Raw genomic sequence first — 18,294 nt, forward strand, 5'->3', positions numbered from 1 at the left:
CACGAAAAGGACCTGACAGATGAAACACGGCAAGCTGCTGAATGCGGAACTCAACCACGCGATCGCCACCATGGGCCATGGCGACCTGATGATCGTTTGCGATGCGGGGTTTCCGATCCCCTCTGACGCATGGCGCATCGATCTTTCGATAACCCGCGACGAGCCCGATCTCGCAACAGTGCTGTCGGCCATCGGCGATGAATTTATCGCCGAGAAGGTGTCCTATGCGGACACGCTGCCCCAGCATAATCCTGTGCTGCTCGAAACCGTGCGCAAGCTTTTCTCCGACGCCGAGGAAGAGGCGATCACGCATGAGACGATCCTGGGCGAGATGGCGGCGAAAGCGAAGGTTATCGTGCGCACCGGCGCCTATGATCCCTGGGGCAATATCCTGCTTTATTCAGGCGTCGACGTGCCGCTATGGTTCGACAAGCCAGGCGTTGTCGCGCCCGACTATTACGCCGAAAAGCTGAAGGACTGACGATGCCGCACATCTTCGACTGGTCGGCGACACGGCGCGAACGGTCGACGACCGTTGGCGGACTGCGCGCCGCGCGCGGCCGGCATGGCAGTTTTGCGCAGGTGACCGCAGACACCGCAGTCGAAGCCGCCGCAGCGGAAGCGGCGGGCGTCGAGATGGTTGTCTGCCGGGCGCAGAATGTGAAGGAGGTCCGGCAAGGATCGACAAAGGTCTTCGTGACGGCGGCGCTGGGTTTTGCGCAGGCCGTGACGAAAGACGAAATCCTGCGGACGGCGCTGACGGCGCTTGTCGATGGCGCCGACGCCGTGATCACGGCGCGTCGCCTGGATGTCGTCTCGCTGCTGGCCGCCGAGGATATTCCCGTGATGGGTCATCTCGGCTATGTCCCACGCAAATCGACCTGGGTGGGCGACATTCGAGCCTTCGGAAAGACGGCTGACGAGGCGGTGGCGTTATTCCACCGGTTTCGCCGGCTGGAAGAGGCCGGCGCCTTCGCCGTCGAAGCCGAACTGGTCCCGGCCGCGCTCATGGCGGAAATCTCGGCGCGCACCGGGCTCGTGACTGTGTCGCTGGGCTCGGGGCCGGCGGCCGACGTCATGTTCCTGTTTACCTCCGATATTTGCGGAGAGAGCGAACGCCTGCCGCGGCATGCGCGCCGCTACGCGGATATCGCCTCACTTCAAAAACGTATCGAAGACGAACGCATCGCGGGTCTGTCGGCCTTCCGCCGGGATATCCGCGAACGATCCTTTCCTTCCAACGGCGAGACAGCGCGCATCGACGATGCTGTCCTGGATGAATTCCGGGCCCGCATCGACGACTGACCGCACCCTCTCGTCTTCAATTCGACTGAACATTCTGCGCCGCCCGCGCTGCGAGCGGCTTTACCGGAGACTATTGATGAAAGACCTTGCCGGGATCGCCAGCGTTATCCAGCACACCAATGTTTCGCCTGCTTCGTCGCGAAGCGATATCGAGGAACTGTGCGACGAGGCGATGGAATTTTCATTCAACGGCGTCATGGTCCAGCCGTGCTGGATTGAAATGTGCCGACAGCGGCTCGCTGGCAGCGGCGTGCGCGTCTGCTCGGCGATGGCCTATCCGATGGGCGGAAGCCTGACCACGAGCAAGGTTTCGGAGATGCGCGATCTTGTGGCGGCGGGCGTTGACGAGATCGACTTCATGGCGAATATCGGGTTTCTCACCAGTGGAGAACCAGCCGCCTATCACGATGAGATCGCAGCGCTCGTTGCGGCGGCGGGGGCGAAGCCGCTCAAAATCATGCTGGAACTGGGCGCCATGCCCGAGACGCTTTGGGCGACCGCGATCCACGAGGCGGAGAAGGCGGGCGTGGCCTATGTCAAGAATTCGTCCGGCTGGGGCAATGGCGGCAAGGCCACGGTGGAAAACGTATCTTTCATGCGCAAATCGGTGACGCGCGCCGGGGTCAAGGCCTCCGGCGGCATTCGTTCGCTCGCTGATGCGACGGCGATCCTGAACGCCGGAGCCGAGCTTCTGGGAACCAGCGCCGGTCCTGCGATCATGCGCGGGAACAGCGGGAATCAGGACTACTGACGACGAAGTGGTCAGGATCTGCGGCATATAGCACAGAGGGCAATATCAGTTCGCGCCAATCCCGCTATTGCCTGGTTTGATACTCGCGCTCCGCCTGAAGCGAGGCGAGGTGCTGCTCGGCGGCTGCGGCCGCCGCGCGTTCGATCGCCCTGAAGCGACTGACGACGGAAAGTCCGAGCGCGGTCAATGCCGCACCGCCCCCGTGTTTGCCGCCGGCTCGGGCCGAAACCACCGGTTTGCCGAGGATGCGGTTCAACTCCTCGACCAGATCCCAGGCGCGTTTGTAGGACATGTTCATGGCCCGCGCGCCGGCCGAAATCGAGCCGTAGGCTGCGATGTTTTCGAGGAGTTGAATTTTCCCCGGGCCGATGCGGCCGCCTTCTTCGAAATCGATGCGAACGCTCAGCGTGGGCATGTCAGACGCCCCTTCGTTATTTTTCATGGGTTATAACGCTTCTCATTGGGGCAGTCGCCGCGGCGCCAGCGCGGCGCTCTTGATCTGGGCAAAGACCGGACGTCCATCTTCCAGTTCCAGAAGGTCCCAGGAGCGCCGTGTGATGCGCGCGAGCAACTGCTCGCCATTGCTGTCGTGTCCGAGCGTCAGAACCATCACCATCTCCCGGTCGTCGAGGGTGCGCGAACTGCTGATTGTCGCCGGCAGGACGTTGAGGATGGAGGTGGAAGTTGGTTTCTCCAATGCGAGGCTTACGTCGCTTGCTCCAATGCGCAGTCGCTGCCTTGATCCGGCGGGTATGTCGGAGGAACCCGGAATGAGGAAACTGCCGCCGCGAACGTCGAACCGTGTCAGGCCATAGGCGGCGTCGTAGTCTGATACGACGGCGTCGAGGGTGACGGCTGCGCCGCGCCGTAACGCCAGCGGCAGGTTCGTGTCGCTTTGCAAGGCGCCAAGCGGCCCGCTTGCGACTACCCTGCCTGCGTCCAGCAGGATCAGGTGATCAGCGAGCCTCTCGACTTCAGACATGTCGTGCGTGACGTAGAATACAGGTATCGCAAGCAACCGGTGCAGCCGTTCGAGGAAAGGCAGGATTTCGTCGCGCGACTGCCGATCGAGAGCGGATAGCGGCTCATCCATCAGCAATATGCGCGGTTGGGACAGGAGCGCGCGGCCGACGGCGACGCGCTGCCGTTCCCCGCCAGACAGGCGCTGTGGACCACGCTGCATCAGGCGGTCGAGGTCGAGAAGTTCCACCACTTCCTCGAAGCCGACGCCGCCGCTTGCAGTAGACTGGGCCCTGCCGCCGGTGGAAAAAAGCAGATTGTCGCGCACCGACAGATGCGGAAACAGGCTCGCCTCCTGGAAGACGTAACCGACGGCGCGTTTGTGCGTTGGCGTAAAACGCATCTCGTCCTGCCAGGTATCCTCTCCGATCCGGCACGCGCCGGCCAGCCGGTCCAGCCCGGCGATGCAGCGCAGAATAGTGGTCTTGCCGCAGCCGGAAGGTCCAAACAGGGCGGTCAGGCCGTGTCCCAGCGCATCGAACGTCACATCCAGGTCGAAATCACCCAGACGGCCAGACAATGCGACATGGATATTGGCTTCCTCGCTCATGAGCCGACCCGCCGCATGCGTTTCTCGATCAGTGTCATCGCCAGAATGACCGCGAATGCAAAGACCACCATGCCCGCTGCAAGAATGTTGGCCTCGCGCCACTGCAGGGTTTCGACGAAGTCGTAGATGGCGACGGACAGCACCTTGGTTTCACCAGGTATGTTTCCGCCGATCATCAGGACGACGCCGAATTCACCGACCGTATGGGCGAAGCCGAGCACGGCGCCTGTAAGAAAGCCCGGCCGGGCGAGCGGCATGGCGACGGTCCAGAAGACGCGGGCCGGAGAGGCGCGCAGCGTTGCGGCGACTTCGAGCGGTCGATCGCCAATCGCTTCGAAAGCGTTGCGGATCGGCTGGACGACGAAGGGCAGGGAATAGACCACCGAGCCGATGACCAGCCCTTCGAAGGTGAAGGCGAGCGTGCGCGCGCCCCACAGCCCTGCGATCGCGCCGCCCGGTCCATCCGGCCCTAGGGCTACAAGAAGATAGAAGCCAAGCACGGTTGGCGGCAGAACCAGAGGCAGGGCCACGACGGCAGCCGCAGCTTCCTTCCATCTGGCGCGGGAACGGGCGAGCCACCAGGCAATCGGTGTACCGATAAACAAAAGGATAACGGTCGTTGTCGCCGCGAGCGCGATCGTGAGCCGCACCGAGATCCAGATTTCGGATGACATGGCCGGCGCCTATTCTGTCTTGTCTACGCCGTAGCCGTATTTCTCGATCAGGGCGATGGCGGCTGCGCCTTTAAGGAAGCTCAGAAAGGCTTCGGCCGCGGGATTGTCGTGACCGGTCTTCAAAAGCACCGCATCCTGCCTGATCGGATCGTAGAGATCATCGGAGACGTTCCATCGTGAACCCTCGGTGTTGGCGGCGATCTGCGACAGAGAAACGAAGCCGAGTTCCGCATTGCCGGTTTTCACGAACTGGTAGGCCTGCGCGATATTGGCGCCCTGAACGATTTTCGGCTGCAGGCTGTCATACACGTTGAGCGCGCTCATCGCCTGGATCGCGGCTGTGCCATAGGGAGCGGTTCCCGGATTGGCGATGGCGATCTTGTCGAAGCGGGCTGTCTGCAGGGTTTCCGCGCCGGTTACCAGGTCCGGATTGACGCTCCATAGTACGATCTTGCCGATCGCATAGTCGAACACGCTGCCCTGAACGCCGAAACCTTCCTCAACCGCCTTTTCGGGGCGCGCCGTATCCGCGGCCAGAAAAACCTCGAAAGGCGCGCCTTGAGTGATCTGGGTATAAAGCTGCCCGGTCGAACCGAAACTCAGCACCGCCTCGTGACCGGTATCGGCCTTGAATGCGACGGCGATCTCTTTCGCAGCTTCCGTGAAATTGGCGGCGACAGCAACCTTCACCTGATCTGCGAGGGCGCCGCTTGCCGAGAGAGCGACGATTGCCAGACTGGCGGCCAGCAATTTCAGCCGAAATCCAAATACCTGCATTGCATTCGCTCCGTTCATGTCGCTTTCACATCGATATATATGAGCGAATATAACAATGTATTGAATCTCAACGTCAAGCGCGTGAGTAGTGATCGTCGAATATTGGCTGTTTTAGACATCATGCCATCTTATGCCATCTTGATGGCAAGCCTATTGCGTACTATCTGAATAGAAAAGGAGTTTTGTTATGGCTGAACCACAGCTCTCGGTTCGAAGCGCCAAGGCGCGTGATCTGGCGCACAGGCTTGCCCGCAGAGAGCATCGTTCGATTGCTAATGTCGTGGAAAGAGCCCTTGAAGCTTATGAGGTGCGGGAGGCCGGCCGAGAACCCGCTGCCGCCTTTTATGCGCGAATTTCCGAGGCCTACGGAACTGATATTGATCTGGAAGCAGTGGTCCGCGAGAACCGGCGCATTCACAAGGGGCCAGTATTTTGATTTTTCTGGACACCAATGTGGTTTCGGAGACTTTCAACAAAGCACCTGAGCCTGGCGTAATTGCGTGGCTGGTGCGCCATGACGCCGAATTGGCTTTATCAACTGTAACTATTGCGGAGATCGCATTCGGTATCAATAAAATCCGTCCAGACGAGCGGGCCGATCGTCTTGAGCAGGGACTATCTGACTGGCGGCGCAGATTCGCAGACCGTATATTCGGATTCACAGAAAATGCGGCGTTGGACTACGGCGAAATCATGGGCGCGGCCGTACGACAGGGGCGGGGCATGTCAGCTCCGGATGGAATGATCGCGGCGATCACACGAGTCAACGGTGGTCGTCTTGCGACGCGAAATCTCAGTGACTTCAAGTCAACCGATATAGATTTGATTTCACCCTGGGATTTCTAGTCGTCCAAATTACTTGCACACGCCTTTTCCCGATCAGATCACGCCCGCCGTCTTCAGCTTTGCGAGATGTTCGGAATCAACCCCCAGTTCGCCTAAGACTGCCTCCGTATCGCCGCCGAGCGTGGAGGGCGGGGTTTGCGGTCCGACGCTTTCGCCATTTACGCGGAAGCTCATGTTCGGAACATGGATCGGTCCCTCGTAGCCGTCGACGCGGATGTCGCTTGTAAGTTCGCGCGCCTGGATTTGCGGCTCGCCCAGCGTCTCGTCCAACCTGCGCACGCGGGCGGCCGGCACGTCCGCCTGTTCAAGCACACCTTCCCAGTGGTCGGCCGACATTGTCAGGAAGGTGGCTTCCAGAGTCGCGCGCAGGCTCGCACCGTTCTCCCGTCGATCGAGCGGCGATTTCCAATGCGAATCTTCGAGAATATCCGGGCGTCCGATTGCGCGGCAGAGCTTGCCAGACTGCGCTTCATTGTTGGCGGCGAGCATCAGCATTCCGTCCGCCGTTTCGAATGCGCCGGAAGAGGGACTGGCGCTCCACGCTTCGTTGCCGTTTTGCGAAGGGACCCAGTCTGTCGTCATGTTCTGCGTGATGAGCGAGGCCATCAGCATCAGCGCGGTGTCGAGCATGGCGACATCGATCTGGACGGCGTTTCCGGTGCGCCTCATTTCCATCAATCCGGCTGTCACGGCCATGGCCGCGTTCATGCCGGTTGCGAAGTCGACATAGGGCGCGCCGACCTTGGTTGGTCCGTCGCCAGGCTTGCCGGTTGTCAGCATGATACCGCACATGCCCTGGATGACGTGATCATAGGCCGGCCTGCGGCTCATCGGACCGTTCTGGCCATAGGCCGAAATCGAGCAATACACGATGTCCTTGCGAATGGCGCGCACCGCCTCGAAGCCGAGGCCGAGCCTTTCGGCGACGCCTGGCTTTTCGATCTTGATGACATCGGCGCCCAATGTTTTCGCCATAGCGAGCATGACGAAGGAGGTGTCCATGTACGATATTTTTCGCGGCGTCTTCCCGTTCTGGATCGCGTTTCTGATTCTTATCGGCCTGATCGTGCTGTTTCCCCAGATCAGCCTTTTCCTGCCTTCGCTGATGTGAGTGTCGTCAGCTGGACCCCGCATCGGTTGACTTTGCGCCAAACACAGTCATACCGATGCCTTGCTCCGAAAGCTGGATCCGCGTTGTCCGATTTCGGATATGAACATAGTCGGATTCCAAACGTCGAGAACCCAGGAGGAGAAAGTTATGAGAGAAGCAGTTATCGTCAGCACGGCCAGAACCGGCATTGGCAAAGCTTTTCGCGGCAGCCTCAATGCAACGAAATCGCCAACGCTGACCGGCCACGTTCTCAACAAGGCGATCGAACGCGCTGGCGTCGAGCGCGATGAAATCGAGGATTTCGTGCTGGGATCGGTTCTGTGCGCCGGAACAGCAGGCAATAATCTTGCGCGTACATCGGTGTTCGCCGCCAATCTGTCGAGCAGCGTTTCCGGCCAGACGATGGACCGGCAATGTGCATCCGGACTGATGGCGATTTCGACGGCGGCCAAACAGGTCATGATCGACGGCATGGACGTTGTCGCAGCCGGTGGACAGGAAAATATCTCGGCCGTCCAGGAAAAATTCTTCACCTGGGTGCAGGAGACGAAGGACCCGAACGTGACGGCGCATGTGCAGCACGCCTATATGCCGATGCTGCAAACCGCTGAATTCGTCGCGAAGAAATACAATGTCAGCCGCGATGCACAGGACGCATACGCGCTTTCATCGCAGCAGCGCACGGCCGCCGCCCAGGAAAAGGGCCTTTTCAAGAACGAGATCGTTCCCTTCACAACAACGATGCTGGTCAAAGACCGGGAAACCGGCGAGCTCTCCGAGCGAGAAGTCACGCTCGAAGGCGACGAAGGCAACCGGCCGCAGACGACGCTCGCGGATCTTGAAAATCTCAATCCTGTGATCGAAGGCGGCGTGATCACCGCCGGAAACGCAAGCCAGCTCTCGGACGGCGCCTCTGCTTGCGTTATCATGGAATCGAAACTCGCTGAAAAGCGCGGCCTCGAGCCGCTGGGCGTCTATCGCGGCATGATGGTCGCCGGATGTCCTCCGGAGGAAATGGGCATTGGCCCGATATATGCGGTTCCAAAACTGCTCAAGCAGCATGGATTGACCGTGGACGATATCGGCCTGTGGGAACTGAACGAAGCGTTCGCCGTACAGGCGCTCTACTGCCGTGACCATCTGGGCATCGATCCGGCGATCTACAACGTCAATGGCGGCGGCATTTCCATCGGTCATCCCTACGGAATGACGGGCGCGCGACTGGTGGGCCACGCACTGCTTGAAGGCAAGAGGCGAGGCGTCAAATATGTCGTGGTGACCATGTGCGTCGGCGGCGGCATGGGCGCAGCCGGGCTGTTCGAGGTCAACTGATCTACAGGAGAATAGAATGAATCTCAGCGACCGAATCGCCATCATTACCGGCGCCGGGGGCGGTCTCGGTCGCTGCCACGCCCTGCTGGCGGCCCGCCTGGGCGCCAAGGTCCTCGTCAACGACATGAACGGCGAGAACGCCGAGCGTGTCGCAGAGGAAATCAGGGAGGCGGGCGGTGTGGCGACCGGTATCGCCGCTTCCGTAACGAACGAGGCTGCGGTCGCGGAGATGGCCGAACGCGCGCTATCCGACTGGGGCCGCATCGACATCCTCGTCAACAATGCCGGCATCCTCAGGGACAAGAGCTTTGCGAAGATGGATATTGCGGATTTCCGTCTGGTGATGGACGTTCATCTCATGGGGGCCGTTATCTGCACGAATGCGGTGTGGGAGACGATGCGCCAGCAGAACTACGGCCGTGTCGTCTTCACGACGTCTTCCAGCGGTCTTTTCGGCAATTTCGGGCAATCCAACTACGGCGCCGCCAAGATGGCGCTGGTCGGCTTGATGCAGACCCTGGCGCTGGAAGGGGCGAATTACGGCATCCGGGTCAATTGCCTGGCGCCGACGGCTGCGACGCCGATGACGGAAAACCTGCTTCCGCCGGACGTGATTGAAAAGATCGCACCGGAACTGGTGAGCCCTGGCCTGATGGCGCTTGTCGGCGAGGACGCGCCCAACAAGACGATCCTGAGCACTGGCGCCGGCCACTATGCCCGCACCAATGTGAGCCTGACGAAAGGCGTCTATATCGGCGGGGGCGACGACGCCTCCGACGCTGTGCTTGCCCGCTGGGACGAGATAGGCGACCGGTCCGGCGATATCGTTCCGGGTCGTGGGTACGATCAGGTGGAACGAGAACTTAACAGCAGTTCGAAATAGTCAGGAATCTTTCGCGATCTGTTTCACTGGCGGATGAGGCAATGCGCTTCATTCGCCGGGTCGCGCTGTCGAGGACCGAATCTTCAGGGTCAGCTCCGCTTCGTAGGAGGATGACACCCGGGCGGGATCTTCCAGTTTTTCCAGAAGTTTGTGAACCGCTTCCTGCGCAATCCTTTCCGTCGGAATGGCAAGCGTCGTCAGTTCCGGACTGAGCACCCGTGCAAACTCGATATCGTTGAACCCGACGACAGAGAGGTCGTCCGGTATCGCGCGACCCGCCTGGCGCGCGGCGCGATAGACTCCGGCGGCAAGCAGATCGTCATCGCAGACGATCGCGGTGATTGCCGGTTGGCGCACCAATTTCTGCGCGCCCGAAGTGGAAGCCTCGATCTCGAACGTCGCTCTGGAATGCCAGCCATTCCTGAATTCCAGTCCCAGATCGCGGAGCTTTTTCCGAAAATAGTCGAAGCGGCGCTTGAAGGTCACCTTTGGGTAAGCTGCGCTGAGATATCCAATGCCGGAATGTCCAAGGCCTGCAAGGTGCTCGACGACAGCGTCGATGCCGCTTTCGACGTTGATATCGACCGGCGAGCCAGAATTCTGTCCCTCGATGACCAGCACCTGGTCGGCGATCTCCGCCAGTCTCGGTTCGTCTTCGCTGTCGCTGGCGTAGACGATGGATCCGGCGATCATCCGGCCGCGGACCATGTCGATGATCCTCTCAACCCATTTCGGATCGTTTTGCGTGTCGATCAGCACCACCGCGTGGTCCGCCTGTCGGGCGGCCTTTTCGGCGGCGACGAAGATCTCGCCGAAAAAGGGCTGCTTAACATTGGGCACAGCGAGCGCAAGGATGTTGAGAACGCCCGTGCGCAGCATCCGCGCAGTCGCGTTGGGCCGGTATCCCAGCCTGTCCGCGACGGCCATGACATGGTCCCTGGTGCTGTCGGAGACGCGTCCCGCCGATTTTCCGGACATCACAAGGGACACCGTCGACTGTGAAACACCTGCAGCTTTCGCGACGGAATTGCTCGTAATTGGCGATGGACCAGCTTTCACAACACACCTCTCTGTGATTCGTCATACGTAGTATTGACACGGAATTCAACATGCGAGATGGTTAGTCATACGATTGACTTGATCGATCCAACACAGCAATGGGGAACCCGCAAATGCCTCTTTCATTTACAATTCGCATACTCGCCGCCGTGCTCGCCGTCGGTACTGCGGCGGCGCCGGCAATCGCCGAGGACACGACTCTGGTCTGGGTCGACGGCGGCGGCGCCTACCATGACACCGTACAGACACGGGTGCTCGACCCCTGGCAGGAAGAGACCGGAAACAAGGTGGTTTCCGTCGCCGGGACCGACAACGCCAAGCTCCGCGCCATGGTGGAAGCGGGCCGGGTCGTCTGGGATGTCTACAATGGCGACAATTCCTGGGGCACCGACGCCGATGGAGAATGGCTGGTTCCGATCGACTATTCGGTGGTGCCGAAGGACGAGATCATTCCGGGCTTTGCGTCTACCTATCGTGTCGCGAACATGATCTATTCGATCCAGCTTGCCTACAACACGGATCAAGTGACGACAAAGCCCGAAGGCTGGGCCGATTTCTTCGATCTGGAGAAGTATCCGGGCAAACGGGCGGTGATGGACTATTCGGTCGGCGGAATCTTCGAAATCGCGCTTCTCGCCGACGGCGTGAAGCCCGACTCGCTTTATCCGCTGGACATTGACCGCGCGATCGCCAAGCTGGACACCATAAAGCCGTCCCTCGTCTTCTGGCAGAGCGGCGCCCAGTCCGAGGAACTGGTCGGATCCGGTGAAGTTGCGATGGTCATGACCTACAATGCGCGCGCCTATGACGCCAAGGTCGCGCTGGAAATGCCGGTGGACTACATTTTCGAGGAGCAGATCCTCGCCGCCGCCTATCTGACCGTGCCCAAGGGATCGAAGAATGTCGACGAAGCCATGAAACTGATCGCGTTTGCCGTCAGCAAGCCCATCAACGAGACCATGAGCGCGGATCTGCCGCTCGGACCTTCGAACGTCAACGCATCGCCCAATCCGGAGATGGCGCCTGATCTTCCCTCCAGCCACCTCGACAAGCCCTATGCGGTTTTCGATGATCAGTGGATCGCCGCGAATTCGAAGATGATCGAATCCCGCTATCAGGCCTGGAAAAGCGCCCAGTGACGACTGCCGTTCGCCCCGCAGCGAGAAGCTGGCCAGTACCGTTGCCCGACAGCATCGGCATCTGGCCGCTTCTCGCAGCGCTCCTTGTCTTCTTCATGCTTCCCGCAGCCTCGATCATTTCGAACAGCGTCACGGAACCCGAAAACGCCGGTCTGTCGAATTTTCGCGCGGTTCTGACCGACCCGACCTTCGCGATCTTTGCGATCAACACAGTTCGCACCGCCGTTCTCGTCTCGATCGTTTGCGCGGCGCTCGGATATTTCTACGCCTACGTCATGTACAGAAGCAGTCCCGGCGTGCGCGCCATTCTTGTTTTCTGCGCGCTCCTGCCGCTCTGCACCAGCCTGCTGGTGCGCAGCTTCGCCTGGACGGTCATTTTGAGGGATACGGGGATCGTGAACTGGATCCTGATCAATACGGGCGTCGTTTCGCAACCGGTGGGTTTGCTCAGAACGTCCTTCGCCGTCACAGTTGGCATGGCCCAGATCCTGCTGCCTTTCAGCATCTTTCCAGCCTATGTCAGCATGGCGCGGTTCGACGGCACGCTGTTGCGCGCCTCGCGCAGTCTCGGCGCCGGTCCGGTAAGGTCATTCCTCGAGGTTTTCTTTCCCGCGACGCGGGTCGGCCTTGTCGCCGGCACCGTCCTCGTTTTCGTGCTTAGCCTCGGTTATTTCATCACCCCGGTTCTGCTCGGTGGACCCGGAGACCAGCCGATCGCAGTGTTGATCGACGCGCAGGTCACCAGTCTGCTCGACTGGGGAGCCGCCGGAGCGATGTCGGCGATCGTCACCTTCTTTGTGCTTCTGTTTCTTGCCATCGGATGGCGAGCCGTCAGCAGGATTTTCTTCGCCTGATGAAGACTTCATCCACATCGCAAATCCGGAAGGCGTCGGGATATCGCAGTCTCGTGACCTCCCTCCTGATGACGCCGATTCTGATCATTCTGCTTGCGCCATCGCTGATCATCATTCCGATGAGCTTTACGAAAGTGCCGTTCCTCTCCTGGCCGCCGAAAGGCTTCAGCGCCAAGTGGTATGCGCGCCTGTTCGACAGCCCGGAATGGCTGGCGAGTCTTTGGCATAGTGTCGAAGTGGCTTTGTTGTCCACGATCATCGCCGTGCTGCTTGGCGTTCCGGCCGGCGTCAGTCTTGCCTTGAAACAATGGCCTGGAAAACAGTTCGTGCTCGCTCTCATCATCACGCCGCTCGTGGTGCCTACCATTGTGGTCGGGATCGGCATGTACAAGATTTACGCCTGGCTGGGGCTTTTCGACCGGTCGGGACTTGTGGCCGCCCATGTCATGATCGGAGTTCCCCTTGTCGTGGTCACGACCATGTCGGCGGCGCGTCAGGTCAATCCGGTTCTGCTGCGGGCGGCGCGAAGCCTGGGCGCCGGACCGGTGTCCACATTCTTCCGTGTAACACTGCCGATCATTTCGTCCGGCGTCCTGTCGGGAGCCGTGTTCGCCTTCGTGAGTTCGTGGGACGAGGTCGTGATCGCAAAGTTCCTCTCGAGCCCGACCTACGAGACAGCGCCGGTGCGCATGTGGGCGCAGATTACCGAGCGTGTCGACCCCACCGTGGCGGCTGTTTCCAGCATTCTCTTCGCCGCAGCGCTGCTGCTTATGATCAGCCTGATGGTTGTCGAAAGGGTCAGACGATGAAAGCCGGCTCTTCCGCCAAGAGCATAAAGCTCGAAAGCGTTCGCAAAAGTTACGGCTCCCAAACCGTGCTCGACGACCTCAATCTGCACGTCGAACCGGGCGAATTCGTTTCCATGCTCGGACCGTCCGGTTCGGGCAAGACGACGGTGTTGAACCTTATTGCAGGATTCGACGATCCCGATGCCGGCAGCGTTCTGCTGGACGGACGAAACATGACCGGCATTGCGCCCGAACACCGCAATATCGGCGTGGTCTTCCAAAACTATTCCCTGTTTCCGCATATGAGCGTCGCCGAGAATATCGAGTTTCCGCTGCGCATGCGCGGCGTTTCGAAGGCTGAACGCCGGGAAGCGGTCGGCAGCGCCCTTTTTCTGGTCGCGCTCGACGGGTTCGGAGACAGAAAACCGGAACAGCTCTCCGGCGGTCAGCAACAGCGGGTTGCGATTGCAAGGGCGGTCGTCTTCAATCCGGATGTGCTTCTGATGGACGAACCGCTCGGCGCGCTGGATCGCAGGCTGCGCGGCGACTTGCAGCTTGAAATCAAGACGCTCCACGAAGAACTGGGCATCACTATTATCTACGTCACGCACGATCAGGAGGAAGCACTCTCGATGAGCGACAGGGTGGTGGTGTTCAACAAGGGTCGTGTCGAGCAGGAAGGCAAGCCGCGGGAAGTATACCGGCGACCCGCGACGTTGTTTGTCGCCGATTTTCTGGGCGACTCGCTGTCGATCTCTGCGACGGCGTCTGGCGACAGCGTGACGCTGCGGGAACTGAACACGGAAGTTGCGATAAGCGGCCACGACCAGCGAGGTCCTGTCAGGCTGCTCTGGCGCTCCGACCACGTGTCTCTTGCCGGCGCTGCCGATCCGGGCGACCGGATCTTGTCCATGCCCGCCACGGTCGAAACAGTCGCCTATGCCGGTACGATCACGCGGATGCGGGTGAAAACGGCGACCGGGGATATCGGCGTCATAGAGGCGCCGGAAGACAGTGAGTTCGCCGCAGGAGACGCGATCGTGCTTGCGCTCGATCTGGACAAGGCGTCGCTGCTGCCGGCCGATAATGACAACACATGACGGGATGAGTGAAATGACCAGGATAAGTGATGAAGAGGTGAGGCGTCTGATCGCGGCGGCGACGGAAAGCCGCGAACACGCCTATGCGCCCTATAGCGGGCATACGGTCGGCGCGGCGGTTCTCGACGCCGAAGGCGGTATTCACGCCGGATGCAATGTCGAATTCGTGACCCTGCAGCAGACGGTTCATGCCGAGCGGACGGCGATCCTGAAGATGGTCGAAAGCGGCCAGCGGCAATTGCGCGCCGTCGCCGTCGTCGGACCCTATTCCGGGATTCCGTGCGCGGAATGCCGACAGGCGATCTGGGAGTTCGCCTGCGCCGACCCCACCGTGACGGTCGTCAGCGCACCGACGGACGGCGAGGTGGAACTGGTGGAATTCGGAGAGATCTATCCACGCCCCTACGGTCCGGAGACCAAGAATATCGATCCGCGGAATTATTGACCCGGAAATGCATGCAGAAAAGGAAACAATAATGAGAAACCGCATAGACTGGGTGCGGCGGAACTGCCGCCTGCTTGCCTCGATTTCGGAAGAGTTTCGCGTTGAACAACCGTTCGCCGGCATGATCATTGGCACAGGAATCCATCTGGAGCCGAAGACGGTTGCGCTGATCCTGACGCTGCAGGACGGCGGCGCGAGGTTGGTGTCCACCGGCAATCTCAACACCACGCAGCCGGCGGCCATGGACTATCTGAGCGCGCGCGGGGTGACCGTCATCGGCCAGCCGACCCGTGACCCGGCCGAACACAGGACATATCTCGACATGGTGATCGAGGAGAAACCCGATCTCATCCTGGATAATGGTGGTGATCTGTTCGACCGTTTCCTGAAGAACCCCTACGCAAACCTCAAGGGAGGTACAGAGGAAACGACGTCCGGCCGGATGCGGCTTGAACCCTTGCGTGAAGAACTGGCCATGCCGATTCTTGTCATCAACGACAGTCCGATCAAGCAGTTCGCCGAAAACGAGCACGCCGTCGGCCAGAGCGTTCTGGAGTCCTATCTCAGGATCACCAATCGCGTCACCAACGGTCAGCGTGTGACGGTGTTTGGCTACGGAGCATGCGGTCGCGGCGTCGCACGGAATTTCCGCGCAGCCAACGCCAAGGTCAGTGTCGTAGAAGCGGATCCGGTCAAGCGCCTGCAGGCGCATCTCGACGGTTACGATACGCCGTCGCGCGAGCGCGCGATAGTGAGCGCTGATCTTATCGTGACAGTGACCGGCAACGGCCGGGTGATTGGCGAGGCCGATTTGCCACATCTCAAGGACGGCGCGATTCTGGCCAACGCCGGGCACTTTCCAGTCGAAATCGATGCCTCGGCCATAGCCGGAAGCAACGCGGTGACGGAACGTACGGCCTACGAGGACGGCGTCGAAACCCTGCGTCTTGAAGATGGACGCACGATCCACCTGATATCCGAAGGGCACATGTTCAATCTGGCGGGGCCGCGGCCGCTGGGCAATTCTATCGAATCGATGGATCTGGGCTTTGCGCTCCAGGCGCGGTGCCTTGAAGCCGTGGCGCGCGGCAAGGTTGGGGCGGAATCCTGCGTCGTGCCGGTTCCGCGCTTCATCGACGAGATGGTGGCGAGATCGTATCTGGATCTGAATTATCGCGCAGCAGCCTGAACAAGCCTTTGTGACTGGAAATCGCCGCATTTCGATGTAGGTAAAGACCTATGGTGTTGCTTCGCGTTCTCCTTGTCAGTCTGCTTGTTCTTGCTCCGTTCAGTCTCGGAATGGCGAAGTCCGCGCACGCCAGCGCGCAGGCGGACGTCGCAGCAGATCTGTCTGCAACACAGGCGACCGCCTTTGTGGGTGGTTCCGACGGATCGCCCCCGGCGCAGGCGCCTTTCAAGCGGTGCCTGCAGGGTAGCGGCGGCAACAGCCTCTGCGCCGGAACCATTCTGACCGAGGATCGTTCGGTCGTGCGCCCGATATCCGGGGCCGCAAGACTTTGCGGTCCGCTCGCAGATGCTTCCCTCGAAGGTCTCATGCTCGAAGGCATATTCCACCCGCCCCGTTTTCGCTCCTGATCGATTGTCGCCCGGACCGCATCCCGCGGCCGGAATATTCAGGTTTCAGGAAACAAATACACAATGATGAAACGTCGCTCCTTTCTGGGCGTGGCCGCCGTCGCCGCGCTCTCCGGCTGTACGAGCACAGGTTATCGATCCAACGGTTCAGCGGTCGCGGTCGCGCAGCAACCCGCTGTCATGCCTTCATTCTACGCCGCCGTGCCGACCGAACCCTATCCGATACCGGCAGTGCCGCCGGACGTGGTGCCACAGCGCTTTTGGCGACAGCAGGTTCAAAATCCATTTCCGGCCGAACGGGTCGGAACAATCGTCGTCGATCCCAATGCTTTCTATCTGCATCTTGTGGAAGAGGGGGGCACAGCCATGCGCTACGGCGTTGGTGTAGGGCGCCAGGGGTTTTCCTGGTCGGGGGGCGCCGTCGTTCAATACAAGCGCCAGTGGCCTCGTTGGAAAGCGCCGGACGACATGGTCGCCAGGCAACCCGAGCTGGAACCGTATTCGGTCGCCAATGGCGGCATGGCTCCCGGTCTCGACAACCCGCTGGGCGCCCGGGCGCTCTATCTGTTCGAGAACGGGCAGGACACGCTCTATCGCATACACGGAAACCCGGAGGCCCATTCCATCGGCAAGGCTGTGTCTTCAGGCTGTATCAGGATGCTGAACCAGGACGTCATCGACCTCTACAACCGGGTGACCGATGGCGCACGGGTCGTGGTGCGGCCGTCGCAGATGCCCGACGCGTTTGCGTGAACGGCTGGTCGGTGGCCGGGATGTGGAACCATTCAAAGTGAAGCGGGGTTTACTGTCTTACGCTCATCGCGTCGTGCCCAGTACATGATGCGCGAGCGGCATGCCCAGGAAACGCGACCTGAGAGGATAGGTACATGACTGTTGTGCTTGCCACCGTGTGCCGAGATGGAGTGGTGCTTGGCTCGGACTCCCAGATCACGGACAAGGGGCGCGGCATGACATATCCTGCCGAGAAACTTCACCCCCTGGGTGAACTGGCGGCATGGGGCGGAAGCGGCGCACGATCTGTGCTTGCGGATGTAGAGCGCAAATTCAATGAAAACAGCGCTGCGATACTGGAAGCGCCAGACATCGGTCGGGCGCTACAGGCGCAGGTGCTGCCGATACTTGAACATCACTACGACACGTTCATCCCCGACGTGCCTGGCGACGAAGGCGGCGGAACGCCGTCGGCCTATGTCATGGCCGCCGGTTGGCGGGACGGCGAGCCATGGATCCTTGAGATAACGCCCTCGGGAATGATCGGGCACTACGCCGATATAGGGTTCCATGCAATCGGCAGCGGAGCGCCCATGGCGCAACAGGCGGGCTCGTTGCTGTCCCATTTCCACTTGACCGAGAGGTCACTGCGATTCGGCTGCGCGGCGGTCTTGCGCGTACTGCAGGCGCTCGACCTGTCTTCGGCCAGCGTTGGCGAGCCATTCAGCCTGTGTCGCATCAACGAGGAAGGCGCCCACCACCTCAGCGACGAAGAAATTGAACAGGTAGGCGACGTTGTGCGTCGATGGGAGGAAGCGGAACAGGCCGTCATCGCCGACATTTTCGATTGAGGACAGCCTTGAAGTCGATCAGTTGCATTATCCCGCTCCGGTGTATCGCTGACTCCTGGACCGCCTCGAAATGCGCCCTCGCGCTTAAACACCTGGTCCAGACGGGGCGAACAAGAAGCACCCAAATTCCGCGGCAACAAAAGTTTCCGTCATGTAAGCGTCGGCAGGAAGTTTCTGCTACCTTTGAAAGTGGTCTGTCTGACGTCAGCGCCCTCCGGACAGATTTAGGGTTTTGAGCAACGGAGGATTTCTGGTTCATCGAAGCCAATATGGAGCTAAGATGAACAAGACATCCGGAACATCCAAGGACACCGCTGACAAGCTGGTCAGGGGTATCAAGCGCAAGACCCGCAAGCACTAGAGCATCGTGTGCTTTGAGTGAATCAGGGATGCTTCCAATTGTGCCGGCGGTGTGATTCTTTGGGTCGAGGAGATGATTCGATGACCCATGCACTTTCCAGTGACCTTCGCCGGCGTGTAA

Annotated in this window: 22 protein-coding genes; 16 read left to right on the forward strand and 6 right to left on the reverse strand. The window is 60.3% G+C overall.

The window, feature by feature from the left end; all coding sequences use genetic code 11:
- Positions 1-19 precede the first annotated feature (19 nt).
- The 3 genes from rbsD (at position 20) to deoC (ending at position 2,056) form a co-directional block, all read left to right on the forward strand.
- Positions 20-481 (forward strand): D-ribose pyranase, encoded by a 462-nt coding sequence (gene rbsD, locus AAFN47_RS12440; RefSeq protein ID WP_499809554.1) that lies wholly within the window; start codon positions 20-22, stop codon positions 479-481.
- 2 nt (positions 482-483) lie between these two features.
- The gene (locus AAFN47_RS12445; protein ID WP_499809555.1) at positions 484-1,305 is read left to right on the forward strand and encodes a 3-methyl-2-oxobutanoate hydroxymethyltransferase; all 822 of its coding nucleotides are present in this window, start codon (positions 484-486) and stop codon (positions 1,303-1,305) included.
- A 76-nt stretch (positions 1,306-1,381) separates the two neighbouring features.
- Positions 1,382-2,056, forward strand: a complete 675-nt coding sequence (gene deoC, locus AAFN47_RS12450; protein WP_499809556.1) for a deoxyribose-phosphate aldolase — start codon at positions 1,382-1,384, stop codon at positions 2,054-2,056.
- A gap of 64 nt (positions 2,057-2,120) precedes the next feature.
- Here the strand turns inward: deoC and AAFN47_RS12455 are convergent, their stop codons facing one another.
- The 4 genes from AAFN47_RS12455 to modA are packed head-to-tail and all read right to left on the reverse strand — an operon-like array spanning position 2,121 to position 5,077.
- Positions 2,121-2,471 (reverse strand): winged helix-turn-helix domain-containing protein, encoded by a 351-nt coding sequence (locus AAFN47_RS12455; protein ID WP_499809579.1) that lies wholly within the window; start codon positions 2,469-2,471, stop codon positions 2,121-2,123.
- 42 nt (positions 2,472-2,513) lie between these two features.
- A complete protein-coding gene (gene modC, locus AAFN47_RS12460) occupies positions 2,514-3,626 on the reverse strand; it encodes a molybdenum ABC transporter ATP-binding protein (RefSeq protein WP_499809557.1) in 1,113 nt (370 codons plus the stop codon).
- Entirely contained in the window at positions 3,623-4,300 is a 678-nt protein-coding gene (gene modB / locus AAFN47_RS12465) for a molybdate ABC transporter permease subunit (RefSeq protein WP_499809558.1), read from the reverse strand. Before modB ends, modC begins: the two co-directional genes overlap by 4 nt.
- 9 nt (positions 4,301-4,309) lie before the next feature.
- Positions 4,310-5,077, reverse strand: a complete 768-nt coding sequence (modA, locus tag AAFN47_RS12470; protein WP_499809559.1) for a molybdate ABC transporter substrate-binding protein — start codon at positions 5,075-5,077, stop codon at positions 4,310-4,312.
- 187 nt (positions 5,078-5,264) lie between these two features.
- On the opposite strand from modA, the gene AAFN47_RS12475 reads away from it, so the two are divergent.
- Positions 5,265-5,513: a plasmid stabilization protein gene (locus AAFN47_RS12475; RefSeq protein ID WP_499809560.1), complete on the forward strand. Its 249-nt coding sequence runs from the start codon at positions 5,265-5,267 to the stop codon at positions 5,511-5,513.
- On the forward strand, positions 5,510-5,923 hold the full coding sequence (locus AAFN47_RS12480; protein WP_499809561.1) for a type II toxin-antitoxin system VapC family toxin: 414 nt from the start codon (positions 5,510-5,512) through the stop codon (positions 5,921-5,923). The genes AAFN47_RS12475 and AAFN47_RS12480 overlap by 4 nt, the downstream gene beginning before the upstream one ends.
- 33 nt (positions 5,924-5,956) lie before the next feature.
- On the opposite strand, the gene AAFN47_RS12485 is transcribed toward AAFN47_RS12480, so the two are convergent.
- Entirely contained in the window at positions 5,957-6,925 is a 969-nt protein-coding gene (locus AAFN47_RS12485; protein ID WP_499809562.1) for a CaiB/BaiF CoA transferase family protein, read from the reverse strand.
- A 256-nt stretch (positions 6,926-7,181) separates the two neighbouring features.
- On the opposite strand from AAFN47_RS12485, the gene AAFN47_RS12490 reads away from it, so the two are divergent.
- Entirely contained in the window at positions 7,182-8,366 is a 1,185-nt protein-coding gene (locus tag AAFN47_RS12490; protein WP_499809563.1) for an acetyl-CoA C-acyltransferase, read from the forward strand.
- Positions 8,367-8,382: 16 nt separating this feature from the next.
- Complete coding sequence (locus AAFN47_RS12495; protein ID WP_499809564.1) at positions 8,383-9,249, forward strand: SDR family NAD(P)-dependent oxidoreductase; 867 nt, start codon at positions 8,383-8,385, stop codon at positions 9,247-9,249.
- Between the two features lie 48 nt (positions 9,250-9,297).
- Here AAFN47_RS12495 and AAFN47_RS12500 read toward each other — a convergent pair whose 3' ends face one another.
- Positions 9,298-10,308, reverse strand: a complete 1,011-nt coding sequence (locus tag AAFN47_RS12500) for a LacI family DNA-binding transcriptional regulator (protein ID WP_499809565.1) — start codon at positions 10,306-10,308, stop codon at positions 9,298-9,300.
- Positions 10,309-10,421: 113 nt separating this feature from the next.
- On the opposite strand from AAFN47_RS12500, the gene AAFN47_RS12505 reads away from it, so the two are divergent.
- The 9 genes from AAFN47_RS12505 to AAFN47_RS12545 all read left to right on the forward strand — a co-directional run bounded on the left by AAFN47_RS12505 (position 10,422) and on the right by AAFN47_RS12545 (position 17,813).
- Positions 10,422-11,447: an extracellular solute-binding protein gene (locus tag AAFN47_RS12505; RefSeq protein ID WP_499809566.1), complete on the forward strand. Its 1,026-nt coding sequence runs from the start codon at positions 10,422-10,424 to the stop codon at positions 11,445-11,447.
- Positions 11,444-12,301, forward strand: coding sequence for an ABC transporter permease (locus AAFN47_RS12510; RefSeq protein WP_499809567.1), 858 nt, complete (start codon positions 11,444-11,446; stop codon positions 12,299-12,301). Before AAFN47_RS12505 ends, AAFN47_RS12510 begins: the two co-directional genes overlap by 4 nt.
- On the forward strand, positions 12,301-13,110 hold the full coding sequence (locus AAFN47_RS12515) for an ABC transporter permease (protein ID WP_499809568.1): 810 nt from the start codon (positions 12,301-12,303) through the stop codon (positions 13,108-13,110). The genes AAFN47_RS12510 and AAFN47_RS12515 overlap by 1 nt, the downstream gene beginning before the upstream one ends.
- Positions 13,107-14,189, forward strand: coding sequence for an ABC transporter ATP-binding protein (locus AAFN47_RS12520; protein WP_499809569.1), 1,083 nt, complete (start codon positions 13,107-13,109; stop codon positions 14,187-14,189). The genes AAFN47_RS12515 and AAFN47_RS12520 overlap by 4 nt, the downstream gene beginning before the upstream one ends.
- Before the next feature lie 13 nt (positions 14,190-14,202).
- Positions 14,203-14,634, forward strand: a complete 432-nt coding sequence (locus AAFN47_RS12525; RefSeq protein ID WP_499809570.1) for a cytidine deaminase — start codon at positions 14,203-14,205, stop codon at positions 14,632-14,634.
- A 31-nt stretch (positions 14,635-14,665) separates the two neighbouring features.
- Entirely contained in the window at positions 14,666-15,823 is a 1,158-nt protein-coding gene (locus tag AAFN47_RS12530) for an adenosylhomocysteinase (RefSeq protein ID WP_499809571.1), read from the forward strand.
- A 50-nt stretch (positions 15,824-15,873) separates the two neighbouring features.
- Positions 15,874-16,230 (forward strand): hypothetical protein, encoded by a 357-nt coding sequence (locus tag AAFN47_RS12535; RefSeq protein ID WP_499809572.1) that lies wholly within the window; start codon positions 15,874-15,876, stop codon positions 16,228-16,230.
- A 63-nt stretch (positions 16,231-16,293) separates the two neighbouring features.
- Positions 16,294-16,983: a L,D-transpeptidase gene (locus AAFN47_RS12540; RefSeq protein ID WP_499809573.1), complete on the forward strand. Its 690-nt coding sequence runs from the start codon at positions 16,294-16,296 to the stop codon at positions 16,981-16,983.
- Between the two features lie 134 nt (positions 16,984-17,117).
- Positions 17,118-17,813, forward strand: a complete 696-nt coding sequence (locus tag AAFN47_RS12545; RefSeq protein WP_499809574.1) for a proteasome protein — start codon at positions 17,118-17,120, stop codon at positions 17,811-17,813.
- Positions 17,814-18,294: the final 481 nt, after the last annotated feature.

This window comes from Hoeflea sp. CAU 1731, assembly GCF_039888615.1.
GTDB lineage: Bacteria > Pseudomonadota > Alphaproteobacteria > Rhizobiales > Rhizobiaceae > Flavimaribacter.